We start from the raw sequence: 15,133 nt of genomic DNA on the forward strand, positions 1-15,133 counted from the left end.
GTCAGCGGTCCGGCGGCGCGTGGGGCGCGTCGCCGACCTGGCCGGGATGGCGGACCCGGCGGGCGGCGAGGCCCCCGGCGCCTCCGGTGACCAGGCCCCAGGCGGCGCCCACCCCCACCAGCCGCCACAGCTGCGGCTCCAGGACGACCGCGCCGCCCAGGTCGCCGCCGAGGTCGCCGACGCCGATCAGGGAGAGCCCGTAGTGGGCGTCGATCCTGGTGAGGAGGCCGACGACGAGCAGGGTGAGGGCCAGCGCCGCGGCCATCTCCAGGGCGTGCCGCCAGACGGGGATCCGGGCCGGGGCGCGGACCGCCGCACCGAACGCGGCACCGAGGAGCACCACCGCGGCCACCGCCACCAGCAGCCAGACCCGCCCGTCCTGGGCGCCCAGCGAGCCCAGGTCGACGGTGTGCGTGCCGCGGTGCCGCAGCACCTGTTCCAGGGCGTGCGGCAGCGGCAGTCCGAGGACCTTGTCGACGTGCCCGCTCCAGGCACCGCCGGTGCCGAGGCCCAGTGCCAGCCAGGCCAGGTTCGGCAGCCCGAGCAGCAGCACCGCGAGGGTACGGGCCGGATCGCCGCGGGTGAACAACTCGACGACGCCGACGACCAGTCCGAGCGCCACGTAGACCAGCAGCACCCACAGCATCGCGTGGGCCGGCGGGCGGAGTGCGTCCTGGAAGCGGAGCAGTCGGGCGGCGAGCGGCGCCCTGCGGGAGACCAGGAAGGCCAGCACCAGCACGGCCAGCACCCACAGCAGTCCGTAGCCGACGGTGGCCGGGACGTCGGCGCGGAAGCCGACGGTGGGGGTGCTGCCCAGGAGCGCGCCGAGTTGGTCGGCGAGCGAGTTGCCGACCGTGAGGGTGAAGCTGTGCCGGGCGGCGAGCGCGATCAGCCAGAGCAGGACCACCCAGCACACCGCCGTCCGGGCGATCCGGCCGAGGAGTTCGCCGGCCGGGGCGACCGCACGGTGCCGCAGCGGCCGTAGGAAGAGCACGGCGGTCACCAGCATGCCGGCGAGGGTGACGGACAGCGGGACGGCGTCGACGGCGGCCCGCGCCTCGGCGATGATCCCGGCGTCGCCGGTCGCGCTGAGCGAGCCGCCGGCCGCGGCGACGACGGCGGCCGCGACCACCGCGGGGTACCCGCCCTGGGGCAGGTCCGCGGCGCCCGCCGCCCACAGGCCGAGCGCGGCCGTCACCACCATGGTGACCAGGCCCGCCAGGGCGGTGCCGAGCGCCGCCAACCAGCCGCGGAGGGCGGGTGGAAGGCCGTGGGGCGCCGGGTCTGCGGGGCCGGCCGTCGTCGGGCCGGGCGTCTGGCTCACGCTTGCCTCCTGCTGGGCGCGGGGCCGCACTGCCGTCCGGGCCACGGTACGCACGGGCGTGCCAACCCCGCTTGCGGAGGACGCCGAACCTGGGCACACAATGACCCGTAAGCGGCTGATTTTCCGCAATTACGGGCGTAACGCCCATCGCCGGATGGCCCCACAGCGCCGGGAAGAGGGACCCGTGACATCTGCACCGCCGCCGGACGACCGACCGGGGAGCCGGCCGACCGGTCCGCCGTCGGGGCCGCTCGCCGGCTCCCCCGCCGCGCCCCCGCACGAACCGACCCGCCCCTGGCCGCAACCGGGACGCGCCACCGCCCCGGGCACCGGCGCCCCGCCCCCACCGGACGGCCCCGGGGGCGGCGGTGGCGGGGACGGCGGCGGGGACGGCGAGGGCGCGCACCGGCCCTGGTGGCGCTCGACCCCGCGGATCGCGCTCGCCGCCGCCGCGGTGGTGGCGGCCGTGGTGGTGGCGGTGGTGCTGACCCGCCCCGGGAGCGGGAGCGCCGGCGTGCTGCACCTGGAATCGGTCGCGGCGACCGGCCCGGCCCCGTTCACCGACTCGACGGTCAACGGGGCCGGCACCGCGTCCCCGAAGGCCACGCCGTCCGTACCGCCCAGCGGCGACCACCGGCGCACCCGCGTGTCCGGGGCGGCGCCCGGCCTGTACGGCGGCAGTCGCGACCGGGCCAGCTGCGACGTCGAGAAGCAGCTCCGCTACCTCCGGGCCGACCCGGCCAAGGCGCGGGCGTTCGCCGGCGTGCTGGGCAAGGGCGCCGGGGAGCTGCCGGCGTACCTGCGGTCCATGACGCCGGTGCAGTTGCTGGTCGACACCTGGGTCACCAACCACGGCTACCAGGACGGCAGGGCGACCGGTTACCAGGCGGTGCTCCAGGCGGGCACGGCGGTGCTGGTGGACGCGTACGGGGTGCCCCGGGTGCGCTGTGCGTGCGGGAACCCGCTGACGCCGCCGACGGCCACCGGCGGACAGGGGCTGACGACACAGGGCAAACCCTGGCCCGGCTTCCGGGACGCGGACGTGGTGACGGTGCAGCCGGCCGCGAAGCCGGTGCGGGACTTCGTCCTCAAGGACCCGGGCACCGGGCAGTACTTCACCCGCCCGGAGGGCGCCGACGGCAGCACGGACCGGCCGTCGGCACCGCCGTCCGCGTCGCCGTTCTCCCCGCCACCGGCGTCCCCGTCGGCACCGGGCTCCCCCGGCTCGCCCGGGAACGGCTCGCCGTCGACGCCCCCGCAGTCCCCGGCGTCACCGCAGTCACCGGGGGGCGGCACGACGCCGCAGTCGCCGTCCGGCCCCGGCTCGACGCCGCCGGGCGGCCCCTCGACGCCCGAGCAGCCCGGCACGCCGGGCCCCACGACACCGGGGCAGCCCGGGTCGCCCGCCGGCCCCGGCGAGACCCCCGGCGCGCCGGGCGGCGCCTCCAGTTGACGGCACGCCCGCCGGCGCCGGGCGACCGCGCCACCGGGGCACTCGGCACGCTCCGCCAGCTTCGATATCGAACTGTGTCCTAATAAGCCGATGCACCGCACAACCTCTGAAGCGGACAAAACGTCTCTGTGTGCGGCGGACGCCTTGCGCGCCGCCGCCGTCCGTTGTTCAGCTTTGGAGGGACCCTCGTGCACGCCGGAACACGTCGCCACACCGCCCGGTTGATACCTGCCGCGCTCGCGGCGGGGCTACTGCTGACCGCGTGCGGGACCGGCGCCGGCTCGTCCGCTTCGGCGGAGCCGACCGCCAAGGTGACCGTCACCCCGGCCGGCGGCGGCTCCGCCGCGAAGCTCGGCTCGCCGATATCCGTCAAGGCCGACGGCGGCAAGCTGACCGCGGTCGACGTCAAGGACGGCGAGGGCGCCAAGGTTCCCGGGAAGCTGACCGCTGACGGTGCGTCATGGACGTCCGAGGGCAAGGTCCTGCCGAAGACCACCTACACCGTGACCACCAAGGCGAAGTCGACCGGCGGCAAGGAGTCCTCGGCCACCTCGACCTTCACCACCGAGCAGGCCGACAAGGTCAACAAGCTCACCAACACGCCGGGCAACGGGCAGACGGTCGGCACCGGGATGCCGGTCTCGATCCTCTTCGACCACCCGATAGCCAAGAGCCACCGCGCCGAGGTCGAGAAGGCGCTGAAGGTCACCACCCAGCCGCACGTCGAAGGCGCCTGGGGCTGGGTGACGGACTGGTCCGGCAAGGACCGGATCGACTGGCGGCCCAAGGACTACTGGCCGGCCGGCACCAAGGTGTCCGTGCGCGGCGGACTGGGCGGCCTCAACTCCGGCGACAGCGGCTGGTTCGCCCGCGACTACGACTTCGACTTCACGATAGGCGCCGACCACAAGGCCGTCATCGACGTGCCCTCGCACACCCTGACCATGTACGCCGACGGCAAGGCCGTGGGCACCGTCAAGGGCTCCGCGGGCTCCCCGCAGGACCCGACCCGCGGCGGGGTGCACACCGTCCGCAGCAAGAACGCCGCCGAGACCATGGACTCCGCCACCATCGGCCACGGCAACGAGTGGATGCTGGACTCCAAGTGGGTCACCCACCTCACCGCGTCCGGGACCTTCCTGCACTCCGCCCCCTGGAACAACTCCGTCGGCGTGGTCAACAACAGCCACGGCTGCTTCGGCATGACCACCTCGGACGCCAAGCGGGTCTACGACTTCCTGACGGTCGGCTCCACCGTCGAGGTCAAGGGCACCAGCAGCACCAAGCAGACCGGCGTCGGCAACGGCCTGGAGGTCTGGCAGGAGAACTGGCAGCAGTGGCAGCAGCGCAGCGCGCTCAAGTAGCCGACCGGACGGCGGTCAGTGCCCACCGGGTCCGGCGCTGCCGCCGGGCACCGGCCGGGTGACCCGGTTGCCCGCCGGGCCGAGCACGTACCACGTCCCGCTGTGGTCGTCCGCGCCCTGGCCCCGCACGTCGCCGGGCCGCTTGTCCCGGTAGAAGTAGTACAGCGGCTGCTCGTGGTAGGTGACCTGCCGGCTGCCGTCACGGCGGGCGGTGGTGCCCAGCAGCTCCTCCCGCACGCCGCTGCCGGCCGTGGGCGCGCCGCGCACCAGCAGCGGCGGCCAGCGCTTGGCGCAGTCGCCGTAGCAGGTCGACTCGCGCCCCCGGTCCGCCGTGAAGAGGTAGAGCGCGCGGCCCTGGCCGTCGACCAGGAGCGGGCCGAGCGGACCGGAGCGGGCGTGCACCGCGACCGGCCCCGCCGACGGGATCGCCGTCGGCGGGGCGCTGGCGGACGGTCCGGTGGCGGACGGCGTCCGGGCGGGTGCGGGACCGGTCCCGCCGGACCCGGTCCCGCACCCGCCGGTCACCGCCGCGGCCAGGGCGACGGCGACCGCGGTGACGGCCGTCGCGGCGGTCTTGCGCATCGCACGTCTCCTTGGCGCCCGAGGGGCCCGGCGGACCGCCCGCCCCTCACTAGACCGCAGCCGCCCGGGCCCGGCCATCCGGACGGCGGCGTTCGGCGTACCGGGACGGCGCGTGCCGCCCGGTCAGCGGATGTCGTGGGCGGTGCGCCGGTAGGTGGAACGCCGGTCCTCGATGGCGGAGACGCGGTCGCCGTAGACGGTCTGGGTGATGCCCGGTTCGCGCAGGAAGGCGTGCGGGAAGCCGAGCGGGACCTCGCTGACGGCGTCCAGCCGGGCCAGCGCGTCGGCGTCCAGCACCACGTCCACGCTGGCGAGGTTGTCGGCGAGCTGGCTCTCCTTGGTGGCGCCGATGATCGGGATGACGTTGCCGGGGCGCTGCCGCAGCCAGGCCAGGGCCACCTGCGCCGGGCTCCAGCCGCCCTGCTCGGCGACCTCCAGGACGGCGGTGACGGTCGCGTCCTCGTTGTGGTCCCAGTGGCTGGTCCGGTCGGAGGTGTCCAGCCGGCCGGACTCGCCCCGCCGGTACTTGCCGGTGAGCTTGCCGGCCGCGAGCGGGGCCCAGGCCAGCACGGCGAGGTCGAAGGCGCGGGCCTGCGGGAGCAGTTCGCGCTCCACGGTCCGCTCCAGCAGGTTGTAGCGCAGCTGCGAGCCGGCGAAGGCGGTCCACCCGCGCAGCTCGGCGAGGGTGTTGGCCTGGGCGATCTCCCAGGCGGGCCAGTCGGACACGCCGACGTAGAGCACCTTGCCGGCCCGCACCACGTCGTCCAGGGCGCGCATCACCTCCTCGACGGGGGTGAAGTTGTCCCGGGCGTGCACCCACAGCACGTCGAGCCGGTCGGTGTCCAGCCGGCCCAGGCTGGCCTCGACGGACTGCACGAGGTTCTTGCGGTGGTTGCCGCCGGCATTGACGTCGCCCTCGGCGGTGGCGCAGGTGTACTTGCTGGCCAGCACGAAGCGGTCCCGGCGGCCGGCGAGCAGTTCGCCGAGCATGGTCTCGGAGGTGCCGGCGGTGTAGTTGTTGGCGGTGTCGAGGAAGTTGCCGCCGGCGTCGGCGTAGGCGTCGAGGATGCGGGCGCTGGTGTCCTTGGCGCTGCCCCAGCCCCAGTCCTCGCCGAACGTCATGGTGCCCAGGGACAGCTCGCTGACCCGCAGGCCGGTCTTGCCGAACAGTGTGTACCGCAACGGTTCCCCTTCGGTCGGTGGTGCGTCACACGCTAGGAGCTGGAGCGCGCTCCAAGGCAAGGCGACATTCGCGCCGAAGGGTGGCCGGGAGGCGCCCGTGGTGCGGCGCCTCCCGGCCGGGGCGGGTCAGCCGGTGCGGAGCGCCGGGTCGCTGACGCCCGGCTTGCCGGTCTCGACGTGGCCGGCGAACCGGCGCAGGAAGCCGGCGTCGGTGTCGGCGGTGACCGTCAGGTCGTACCAGCGCTTGCTCGCGGTGAGGTCGACGGGCCGGGTGACGGTGCCGCCCGGGTCCACCCGGACGGTCTGCTTGGCGCCGCCGTAGGCGTTGGCGATGGTCAGGTTGCAGGGGGCGGTGCCCGGGTTGGTCAGGGTCAGCGCGACCTGGCCGGAGGCGGCGTCGTGGCGGGCGGTGACCTCGGGGGTCTGCTTCTTGCCGGGGCCCTTGAAGGTGCGCAGGAAGCCGTTGGGGCCGTGCACCGTCAGGTCGTAGGCGCCCTTGGAATAGGTGGTGTTCCAGGTGTCGGAGACGGTCTTGCCGGCCTCCGTGGTGTACGTCCAGGGGCCGTCGGTGCGGTTGGGCGCGGTGACCAGGAAGCAGGCGCCGGCGGCGTTGCCGCCGCTGAAGGTGAGGGTGAAGCGGCCGCCGGCGACGTCCGCGGCGCCGTCGGTCAGCGGTACGTAGGCCAGCGGGCGGCTGGGCCGGGAGCCGGCTTCCTGCGTGGGCAGGACGGGGTTGGCCGGCGGCGTGGGGTGGTAGCTGTCGTGCCGGTTGTGGTCCGGCGGCTGGTAGCCCTTGGTGTCGGGGAGCGCGGCGGGCTTGGTGTTCTCCAGCGAGAAGTCGAAGGCCGAGGTGAGGTCGCCGCAGATGGCGCGGCGCCAGGGCGAGATGTTGGGCTCGTGGACACCGAAGCGGCTCTCCATGAACCGGATGACGGAGGTGTGGTCGAAGACCTCGGAGCAGACGTAGCCGCCGGTGCTCCAGGGCGAGACCACCAGCATCGGCACGCGCTGGCCGAGGCCGTAGGGGCCGGCCGCGTAGCCCGCCTTGCCGGGGAACTGGTCCAGGGCGGTGTCCACGGTGGACCGGCCCTGGGCGGCGGAGGCCGGCGGGAACGGCGGGACGACGTGGTCGAAGTAGCCGTCGTTCTCGTCGTAGGTGATGAACAGGGCGGTCTTGCTCCACACGTCCGGGTTGGAGGTGAGCGCGTCCAGGACCTGCGAGACGTACCAGGCGCCGTAGTTGGCGGGCCAGTTGGGGTGCTCGGAGAAGGCTTCGGGGGCCGCGATCCAGGAGATCTGCGGCAGCTTGCCGGCCTTGACGTCGGCCTTGAGCTGGTCGAAGTAGCCGTCGCCCTGCTTGACGTTGGTGCCGGTGCGGGCCTTGTCGTAGAGCGGGTCGCCGGGCTTGGCGTTGCGGTACTGGTTGAAGAAGAGCAGCGAGTTGTCGCCGTAGGTGCCGCGGTAGGCGTCGTCGATCCAGCCCCACTTGCCGGCGGCGTCCAGGCCGTCGCCGATGTCCTGGTAGATCTTCCAGGAGATGCCGGCCTTCTCCAGGCGCTCGGGGTAGGTGGTCCAGCCGTAGCCGGCCTCCTCGTTGCCGACCACCGGGCCGCCGCCGGTGCCGTCGTTGCCGACGTACCCGGTCCACATGTAGTAGCGGTTGGGGTCGGTGGAGCTCATCAGCGAGCAGTGGTAGGCGTCGCAGACGGTGAAGGCGTCGGCGAGCGCGTAGTGGAACGGGATGTCCTTGCGGGTCAGGTACGCCATGGTGCCGGTGCCCTTGGCGGGGATCCACTGGTCGTACTTGCCGTTGTTCCACGCCTGGTGGCCGCCGTGCCAGTCGTGGTTGAGGCCCTCGATGAACTGCATGCCGAGGTTCTCGGCGTCCGGGTGGTAGGGCAGCACGTCCTTGGCGCCGTTGGCCTGGTACCAGACGGACTTGCCGCTCGGCTGGGTGACCGGGTGCGGGTCGCCGAAGCCGCGGACGCCCTTCAGCGAACCGAAGTAGTGGTCGAAGGAGCGGTTCTCCTGCATGAGGACGACGATGTGCTCGACGTCCTTGATGGAACCGGCGCTGCGCCGGGCCGGGATGGCGGCGGCGCGGGCGATGCTGCCGGAGAGGGCGGTGGCGCCCGCGGTGGCGCCGGCTATCTGGAGGAAACGCCGGCGGTTGATGTCAGCCATGTGTCTGGGGACCTCGTGGGTGGGGGGGGGAAATGACGGGGGTCTGTTCGGGAGCGCGGTGCGGAAGGGTCGTGCGGATGCAGCGGTCAGCAGAGTGTTCCAAGAGGAACGAGGGTCCGGGAAGAGGGGGTGTCCCGGAGATGACACCTCACCGTACGGACGGCGAACTCGCAGGCCGGAGCAGGCCGGAGCGGGCCGGACACGACGAACGGCCGGCGGGACACGGCGGTGCTGCCGTGTCCCGCCGGCCGTTCGGGGGCCGGTCGGGGGCGTCGGGTCGGCGACGCCTCGGACCTGGGAGTCAGACCAACGTCGCGGCCGAGGGCGGCGGTCCGGAGGTGACGGACGGTTCGGCGGCCGGGGCCGCCGCGGGCTCGACCGCGGGGATCGGCTCCGCCGCTGCGGGGGCCGGCGGAGCCCCGTCGCACGCACCGGTCGGCGGCGCCGGCGGGCCGACCGGCGCGGTGCGGGCCGACTCGATCCGGCGGGTGAACCAGACGACCTTGCCGCCGGCGGTGCCGCAGCTGCCCCAGCTGTCGCTCAGCGCGGCGATCCGGGCGAGTCCGCCGCCGCTGGCGCTCTCCAGCCGCGGCAGCCGGGGGCCGTCGTCGGCGACCGAAGCCGTCAGGTGGCGCTCGCCGAGGCGGAGTTCGACCACGCAGCGGGCGTCGGGACCGATGTGCCGGTGGACGTTGGTCAGGAGTTCCGCCACCCCCTCGCACACCGGCGGGACCTGCGGCGCGAGGTCCCAATGGCGCAGGTGCGCGGCGACGATGCGCCGGATCTGGGGGACGCGCTCCGCCGAGACGTGCAGTTCGACCGTGTAGTGCCGGTCTCCGGGTGGTGTCATGTCGTGGCTCCTCACCGCGAGGCTCACGTCCTTCACCTCGTTGGACCAACGAACCCCGAACACGAAGAGTGAGCATCCGTCACGTATGGGTGGACTGTCATGCTGACCCCCGGGTTCGGGGCCTGCAACAGGGGTGGTCCGTATGAGTCCACCCCCTCTCAAGTGAGCGGCACGGCCCGGGCGGTCAGGATCCGGTCCGGCGTCAGCGGCAGGTCGCGCAGCCGGACGCCGGTGGCGTGCCGGACCGCGTTGCCGATCGCCGCCGCGGTGCCGACGATGCCGATCTCGCCGATGCCCTTGCTGCCCATGGGGTTGAGGTGCGGGTCCTCCTCGTCGAGCCAGTGCGCCTCGATCGCCGGGACGTCGGCGCAGGCCGGGACGTGGTATGTGGCCAGGTCGCAGGCGGTGAAGTCGCCGAAGACGGGGTCCAGGGCGCTGTCCTCGGTGAGGGCCATGCCCAGGCCCATGACCATGCCGCCGACGAACTGGGAGCGCGCGGTGCGGGGGTTGAGGATGTGCCCGGCCGCGTACTGGCCGAGCAGGCGGCGGACCCGGACCTCGCCGGTGCGGGCGTCGACCTGCACCTCGGCGAAGACGGCGCCGAAGGCGTGCCGGGAGTACGGGGAGGGCTGCTCGGTCTCCCGGCGGGTGTCCTCGGCGACCGTGACGCCCTCGTCGGGCAAGGGCCCCCGGTACTCGCCCAGTCGGGCCCGCAGTGCGGTGCACGCCTTGTGGACGGCCCAACCCCAGGAGGCGGTGCCGGTGGAGCCGCCGGCGAGCACGGCGCTCGGCAGGTCGCTGCTGCCGATCTCGACCCGGACCCGGTCCACGGGGGCGCCGAGCGCGGCGGCGGCGATCTGGGTGAGGACGGTGCGGGCGCCGGTGCCGATGTCGGTGGCGTTGACCCGGACGCGGAAGGTGCCGTCCGCGGCGGCGTGCGCCTCGGCGTCGGTCGCGGAGATCTGCACCGGGTAGGTGGCCGCGGCGACGCCGGTGCCCAGCAGCAGGTCGCCCCGGCGGCGCACGGCGGGGCGCGGGTCCCGGGCCGACCAGCCGAAGCGGGCGGCGCCCGCGCGCAGGCAGTCGACGAGGTGACGGCTGCTGAAGGGACGGCCGGTGTCCGGTTCGGTCCCGGGTTCGTTGCGGATCCGCAGGTCGATCGGGTCGAGGTCGAGGACGACGGCGAGTTCGTCGAGGGCGGACTCCAGCGCGTACATCCCGGGGGCCTCGCCGGGGGCCCGCATCCAGGAGGGGGTGGGGACGTCGAGCGCGGCGAGGCGGTGCACGGTGCGACTGTGCGGCGAGGTGTACATCATGCGGGCCGGCATCGCGGCCTGTTCGACGAACTCGGCGACCGTGGAGGTGTGGGTGACGACCTCGTGGGCCAGGGCGGTGAGCACGCCGTCGGGCCCGGCGCCGAGGCGCACCCGGTGCAGGGTGGGGGCGCGGTGGCCGACGACGGCGGGCAGGTGGCGGCGCGGCAGGGCGAGCTTGACCGGGCGGCCGGTGTGCCGGGCGGCCATCGCGGCGAGCACGACCTGGGGGCGGGGCGTGCCCTTGGAGCCGAAGCCGCCGCCGACGTGCTCGGAGCGGACGGTGATCTGGTCCTGGCCGAGCTTGAACAGGCCGGCCAGGTCCTCGCGGACCCGGGTGGCGCCCTGGCTGGAGTCGTGGACGGTGAGGTGGCCGTGGGTCCACTGGGCGGTGGCGGCGTGCGGTTCCATGGGGTGGTTGTGCTCCGGCGGCACCGTGTACGTGACGTCGACGGTCGCCGGTGCGGCGGCGAACGCCGCGTCGAAGTCGCCGCGTTCGCGGGCCCCGGGGCCGCCGTATACCTCCGCCGGCACGTACAGCCGCGGGTGGTCGGCGGTGAGCGTCACGTCGTGGGGTTCGGTGGCGTAGCTGACGTGGACGGCCTCAGCGGCGTCCCGGGCGGCCTCCAGGGTGTCGGCCACGGCCAGCGCGACGTACCAGCCGCGGTGCGGGACCCGGTCCTCCTGGAGCAGGGCGAGGGTGGGGTCGCCGGTGGGCGCCAGGCGGGGCGCGTTCTCGTGCGTGAGCACCGCGATCACGCCGGGCAGGGCCAGCGCCGCGCCGGTGTCCAGTTCGGTGATCCGGCCGCGGGCGACGGTGGCCGGCACCGGCCAGGCATAGGCGCAGCCGTCCGGGGTGTGCTCGGCGGCGTAGCGGGCGGTGCCGGTGACCTTCTCCCGGCCCTCGCGGCGGACCAGCGGCTCGCCCAGCGGGTGCGGCGGCGGGCCCGGCGGGAACGGTGCTTCGTCCGGCGGGTGGCTCATGGCGCGGGTCCTTGCGGTCGGGGGCGGGGTCATCCGGCGGCGGCGCGGTCGGCGAGGTCGGTGAGCACGGCGACGGCGAGGGACTGGGCCAGCGGGACCTTGAAGCCGTTGTCGCGCAGCGGTGCGGCGGCGGCGAGTTCGGCGGCGGCGGCGCGGGCGAAGTTCTCCTCGGTGGCGGGCGCGCCGTGCAGCGCGGCCTCGGCGGTGCGGGCCCGCCACGGCCGGGGGGCCAGGCCCCCGAAGGCGAGCGCGGCGTGCACCACGACACCGTCGCGGACCGCGAGGACGGCGGCGACCGAGGCCAGGGCGAAGGCGAACGAGGCGCGGTCGCGGACCTTGCGGTAGCGGGAACGGGCGTCGGCGCGGGGCGGCGGCAGTTCGACGGCGGTGAGCAGTTCGCCGAGCCGGATCTCGGTGTCGCGTTCGGGGCTGTCGCCGGGCAGCCGGTGGAAGTCGGTGGCGGGCACGGCGCGTTCGCCCTCGGGGCCGTGCAGGTGCACGGTGGCGTCCAGGGCGGCGAGGGCGACCGCCATGTCGGAGGGCTGGGTGGCGACGCAGTGCGGGGAGTGCCCGAGGACGGCGAGGTCGCGGTGGGTGCCGTGGAGGGCCGGGCAACCGCTTCCGGGCTCCCGTTTGTTGCAGGGCTTGGCGGTGTCCTGGAAGTAGGTGCAGCGGGTGCGCTGGAGGAGGTTGCCGCCGGTGGTGGCGGTGTTGCGGAGCTGCCCGGAGGCGCCGGCCAGCAGGGCCTGCGACAGCACCGGGTAGCGGTCGCGGACGGCGGGCGCCGCGGCGAGGTCGGCGTTGCGGACGGTGGCGCCGATGCGCAGGCCGCCGTCCGGCAGTTCCTCGACGCGGTCCAGCGGCAGCCGGCTGACGTCGATCAGGACGCGCGGGGCCTCCACGCCGAGCTTCATCAGGTCGACGAGGTTGGTGCCGCCGGCGAGGAACTGGGCGCCGGGCTGTCCGGCGGCGGCCCGCACCGCCTCGTCGACGCTGTCGACCCGCAGGTAGCCGAAGGGTCTCACCGGCCCCTCACCTCCGCCCCGGCGGCGGCCGCGTCGGCGACCGCCTCGACGATCCGCGGGTAGGCGCCGCACCGGCACAGGTTGCCGCTCATCCGCTCCCGGATCTCGTCGGCGGTGAGGGAGACCGGCGCCCCGGAGGGCGCGGTGTCCGGGGTGACGTGCGAGGGGAAGCCGGCGGCCGCCTCGGCCAGGACGCCGACCGCCGAGCAGATCTGGCCGGGGGTGCAGTAGCCGCACTGGAGGGCGTCGCGCGCCAGGAACGCCTCTTGCAGGGGGTGCAGCCGGTCGGCGTCGGCGAGGCCCTCGACGGTGGTGATCCGGCGCCCGTCGTGCGCCACGGCCAGCAGCAGGCAGCTGTTGGCGCGCCGCCCGTCGACCAGCACGGTGCAGGCGCCGCACTGCCCGTGGTCGCAGCCCTTCTTGGTGCCGGTGAGGCCGAGGTGCTCGCGGAGCAGGTCCAGGACGGTGGTGCGGTGGTCGAGGGTCAGGGCGTGCGGGGTGCCGTTGACGGTGAGGGTCAGCGCGGAGTGGCGGCCGTTGACCGGGCGGGGGCCGTCGGCGCCGTCCCGGCGGCCGTCCGCGGTCGGCATCAGGGGGCGCCCTTGGTGACGGGCTGCCGCAGCGTCTCCAGCCGCAGTTCGACCTCCTTCTCCTGGTCGCCGGCGGCCGTGCCGAGGAGGTGGACGACGAACGCGGACTTCAGGCCCGCGCACAGCTGGTCCACCGCCCAGTAGCCGCCCTGGAGGCTGACGGTGACTGGGGAGCTGAGCCGGCGCGGCTCCGGGGTGGTGCCGCGCTCGCTGACGTCGACGGTGGAGGTCCACACCGTCGTGCCCGGCCCGGCCGTCTCCTGGGGGACGTCGTCCGGGGCGCGGTCGGAGCGGAAGGCGGTGTGCAGGACCCGGAAGACGGCGTGGGCGTCCGCCGCCTTGCAACCCTCGACCTCCACCACCACGTCGGCCGATGGGTGCTGCGCGGGTGACGCCTGTTGGTCGCTGTTCACGGTGGGCCCTTCCTGTGGGTGTCCTGTGGGTGCCGGACGCTTCCAGGCTCACTCGGCGCCCCGCTCTCGGCGACCCGGGGCTCGAACGAGTGGTTTAAACGGGCGCACCTGCTCGCCGCGACCACGCAGCGTTACTTTTTGTCGTCGGAGTGGCGCTCTCCGTAGTCGCTCCGGTCGTCCCCGCCGGCCGCACACCCCCAGGAGCACCCTTGACCCGTTCCCTCGTCGACCAGCACGCCACCGGCTAGAGCCTCGGTCAGGCGCTGTGCATGGCGCGCGCCGCCGAGCTCGCCCACCAGGACGAGCCGACCGTCGAGGCCACCGCCCGGGAGTGGGGGTTCGACCGGGTGCGCCACCACCACACCGCGTTCCGCCCGCCGTTCCCGCTCCGGGACGCCCGGGCGTACACCCTCGGCGGGCGGCACGTGCTCGTCACCGCGTTCCGCGGCGCCGAACCGGCCGAGCTGCGGGACTGGCTGTCCGACGCCACCACCCCGCCGTGGCCGGGCCCCGGCGGGGTGGGCACCGTCCACCACGGCTTCGCCGAGACGCTTCGGTCCCTCTGGCCGCAGGTCCGCACGGCGCTGAAGGAGCTGCGCGACGACGACCAGCAGGTCTACTTCACCGGCCACGGCCTGGGCGGCGCGCTGGCGATGCTGGCCGGCGCCCGGCTCCACTTCGAGGACCCCCGGCTGACCGCCGACGGCGTCTACACCTTCGGCCAGCCCCGCACCTGCGACCCGGGCCTGGCCCGGGAGTTCAACACCGCCTTCGCGGAGCGGACGTACCGCTTCGTCAACCACGACGACGTCGTCCCCCAGCTCCCGCCGGAGCCGGTCTTCCGGCACGTCTCCGCGCTGCGCCACATCGATTCCCGGGGCGCGGTGCACCACACCGTGCCGCTGGGCGGCGGCCTGCCGGACCGCGGCCGGGGCTGCGTCGCCGACCTGCTCTCCCCCGCCTCCGACGGCATCCGGGACCACCTCGTCAGCGCGTACGTCAGCGCGCTGGAGCAGGCGGCCGAGCGGCGGGGCTGAGCCCGGCGCCGGCCGCGGCGGCGTCGGGGGCGGGCGCGGGGGCGGGCGCGAGCGGCGGGGCGCCGAAGGGGACCGCGGCGGCGCGCGGGACGATCTCGACCTCGTCGCCGAGGGCCCACTCCGCGGCCCGGGAGGACATCGCGGCGGGGACGGCGTCGCTGATGTCGGGCGCGGCGGGGATGTCGTAGGTGGCGTGCGCGTCGTGCGGGAGGACGACGCGGTGGCCCAGCGCCAGGGCGGTGCGCGCGGTGGCGGCGACGCACATCTCGGAGAGCACCCCGCACACCGCCAGTTCGCGCACGCCCGCCGCGTCGAGCAGGGCGCCGAGCCCGGTGTCCGCGAAGCCGTCGTCCTCGGTCTTGCGGACCACGTGCTCGCGGGGGCCGGGCTCGACGGGGAGGTGGAGTTCCCAGCCGGGGGTGTGCGGTGCGTCGACGGTGCCGGGCGCGCCGTCGTTCTGGAGGTGGACGACGAGGGCGCCGGCGGTGCGGGCGCGGGCGAGCAGGCCACGGGTGCGGTCCAGGACCCGGGCCGCCTCGGGGACCGCCTCGGCCCCGGAGACGAACGCGGACTGGACGTCGACGACCAGGAGGGCCTGGACGGGGCGGAGCGGCTGAGCGTGCACGGCGGTCTCGGGGGGCGCGGCTGTCTCAGGGGGCGCGGCTGTCGCGGGGGTCACGGCGGTCATGGCGGTCATCATCGTCGAACGCGGCGCTCGGCCGGACGGGCGGGAATGGTTCTGGCCGGACGGGCATGGTTGCCACGGGCATCGATCCGGGCGGATCATCCGTAGGTGCTCTGGCCGTGCGCGCGTCGGATCCGTGCGTGGGCG

13 protein-coding genes are annotated in these 15,133 nt (G+C 74.9%); 3 read left to right on the plus strand and 10 right to left on the minus strand.

What is annotated here, in order from left to right:
* Position 1: 1 nt before the first annotated feature.
* The gene (locus ABD385_RS21740) at positions 2-1,324 is read right to left on the minus strand and encodes a streptophobe family protein (RefSeq protein WP_344578669.1); all 1,323 of its coding nucleotides are present in this window, start codon (positions 1,322-1,324) and stop codon (positions 2-4) included.
* A gap of 184 nt (positions 1,325-1,508) precedes the next feature.
* Between ABD385_RS21740 and ABD385_RS21745 the strand changes: the two genes are divergently transcribed.
* Positions 1,509-2,777 (plus strand): DUF6777 domain-containing protein, encoded by a 1,269-nt coding sequence (locus tag ABD385_RS21745; protein ID WP_344578670.1) that lies wholly within the window; start codon positions 1,509-1,511, stop codon positions 2,775-2,777.
* A gap of 188 nt (positions 2,778-2,965) precedes the next feature.
* Entirely contained in the window at positions 2,966-4,141 is a 1,176-nt protein-coding gene (locus ABD385_RS21750; protein WP_344578672.1) for a L,D-transpeptidase family protein, read from the plus strand.
* A gap of 15 nt (positions 4,142-4,156) precedes the next feature.
* Here ABD385_RS21750 and ABD385_RS21755 read toward each other — a convergent pair whose 3' ends face one another.
* The 8 genes from ABD385_RS21755 to ABD385_RS21790 all read right to left on the minus strand — a co-directional run bounded on the left by ABD385_RS21755 (position 4,157) and on the right by ABD385_RS21790 (position 13,264).
* A complete protein-coding gene (locus tag ABD385_RS21755; RefSeq protein WP_344578674.1) occupies positions 4,157-4,723 on the minus strand; it encodes a COG4315 family predicted lipoprotein in 567 nt (188 codons plus the stop codon).
* Between the two features lie 123 nt (positions 4,724-4,846).
* Positions 4,847-5,905, minus strand: coding sequence for an aldo/keto reductase (locus ABD385_RS21760; protein WP_344578675.1), 1,059 nt, complete (start codon positions 5,903-5,905; stop codon positions 4,847-4,849).
* Between the two features lie 126 nt (positions 5,906-6,031).
* Entirely contained in the window at positions 6,032-8,089 is a 2,058-nt protein-coding gene (locus tag ABD385_RS21765) for a phosphocholine-specific phospholipase C (protein WP_344578677.1), read from the minus strand.
* A gap of 301 nt (positions 8,090-8,390) precedes the next feature.
* Positions 8,391-8,939, minus strand: coding sequence for an ATP-binding protein (locus tag ABD385_RS21770; protein WP_344578679.1), 549 nt, complete (start codon positions 8,937-8,939; stop codon positions 8,391-8,393).
* Positions 8,940-9,097: 158 nt separating this feature from the next.
* Positions 9,098-11,236, minus strand: a complete 2,139-nt coding sequence (locus tag ABD385_RS21775) for a xanthine dehydrogenase family protein molybdopterin-binding subunit (RefSeq protein WP_344578680.1) — start codon at positions 11,234-11,236, stop codon at positions 9,098-9,100.
* 29 nt (positions 11,237-11,265) lie between these two features.
* Positions 11,266-12,261, minus strand: a complete 996-nt coding sequence (locus ABD385_RS21780) for an FAD binding domain-containing protein (RefSeq protein WP_344578681.1) — start codon at positions 12,259-12,261, stop codon at positions 11,266-11,268.
* Complete coding sequence (locus ABD385_RS21785; protein ID WP_344578683.1) at positions 12,258-12,851, minus strand: 2Fe-2S iron-sulfur cluster-binding protein; 594 nt, start codon at positions 12,849-12,851, stop codon at positions 12,258-12,260. The genes ABD385_RS21780 and ABD385_RS21785 overlap by 4 nt, the downstream gene beginning before the upstream one ends.
* Positions 12,851-13,264, minus strand: coding sequence for a hypothetical protein (locus ABD385_RS21790; protein ID WP_344578685.1), 414 nt, complete (start codon positions 13,262-13,264; stop codon positions 12,851-12,853). The genes ABD385_RS21785 and ABD385_RS21790 overlap by 1 nt, the downstream gene beginning before the upstream one ends.
* 269 nt (positions 13,265-13,533) lie before the next feature.
* Here ABD385_RS21790 and ABD385_RS21795 point away from each other — a divergent pair, with 269 nt between their 5' ends.
* A complete protein-coding gene (locus ABD385_RS21795) occupies positions 13,534-14,301 on the plus strand; it encodes a lipase family protein (RefSeq protein ID WP_344578687.1) in 768 nt (255 codons plus the stop codon).
* Here the strand turns inward: ABD385_RS21795 and ABD385_RS21800 are convergent.
* Complete coding sequence (locus ABD385_RS21800) at positions 14,264-14,998, minus strand: isochorismatase family protein (protein ID WP_344578865.1); 735 nt, start codon at positions 14,996-14,998, stop codon at positions 14,264-14,266. The two genes, ABD385_RS21795 and ABD385_RS21800, sit on opposite strands and share 38 nt — an antisense overlap.
* Between the last annotated feature and the right edge of the window lie 135 nt (positions 14,999-15,133).

The organism is Streptomyces lunalinharesii (assembly GCF_039532155.1).
Lineage (GTDB): Bacteria > Actinomycetota > Actinomycetes > Streptomycetales > Streptomycetaceae > Streptomyces > Streptomyces lunalinharesii.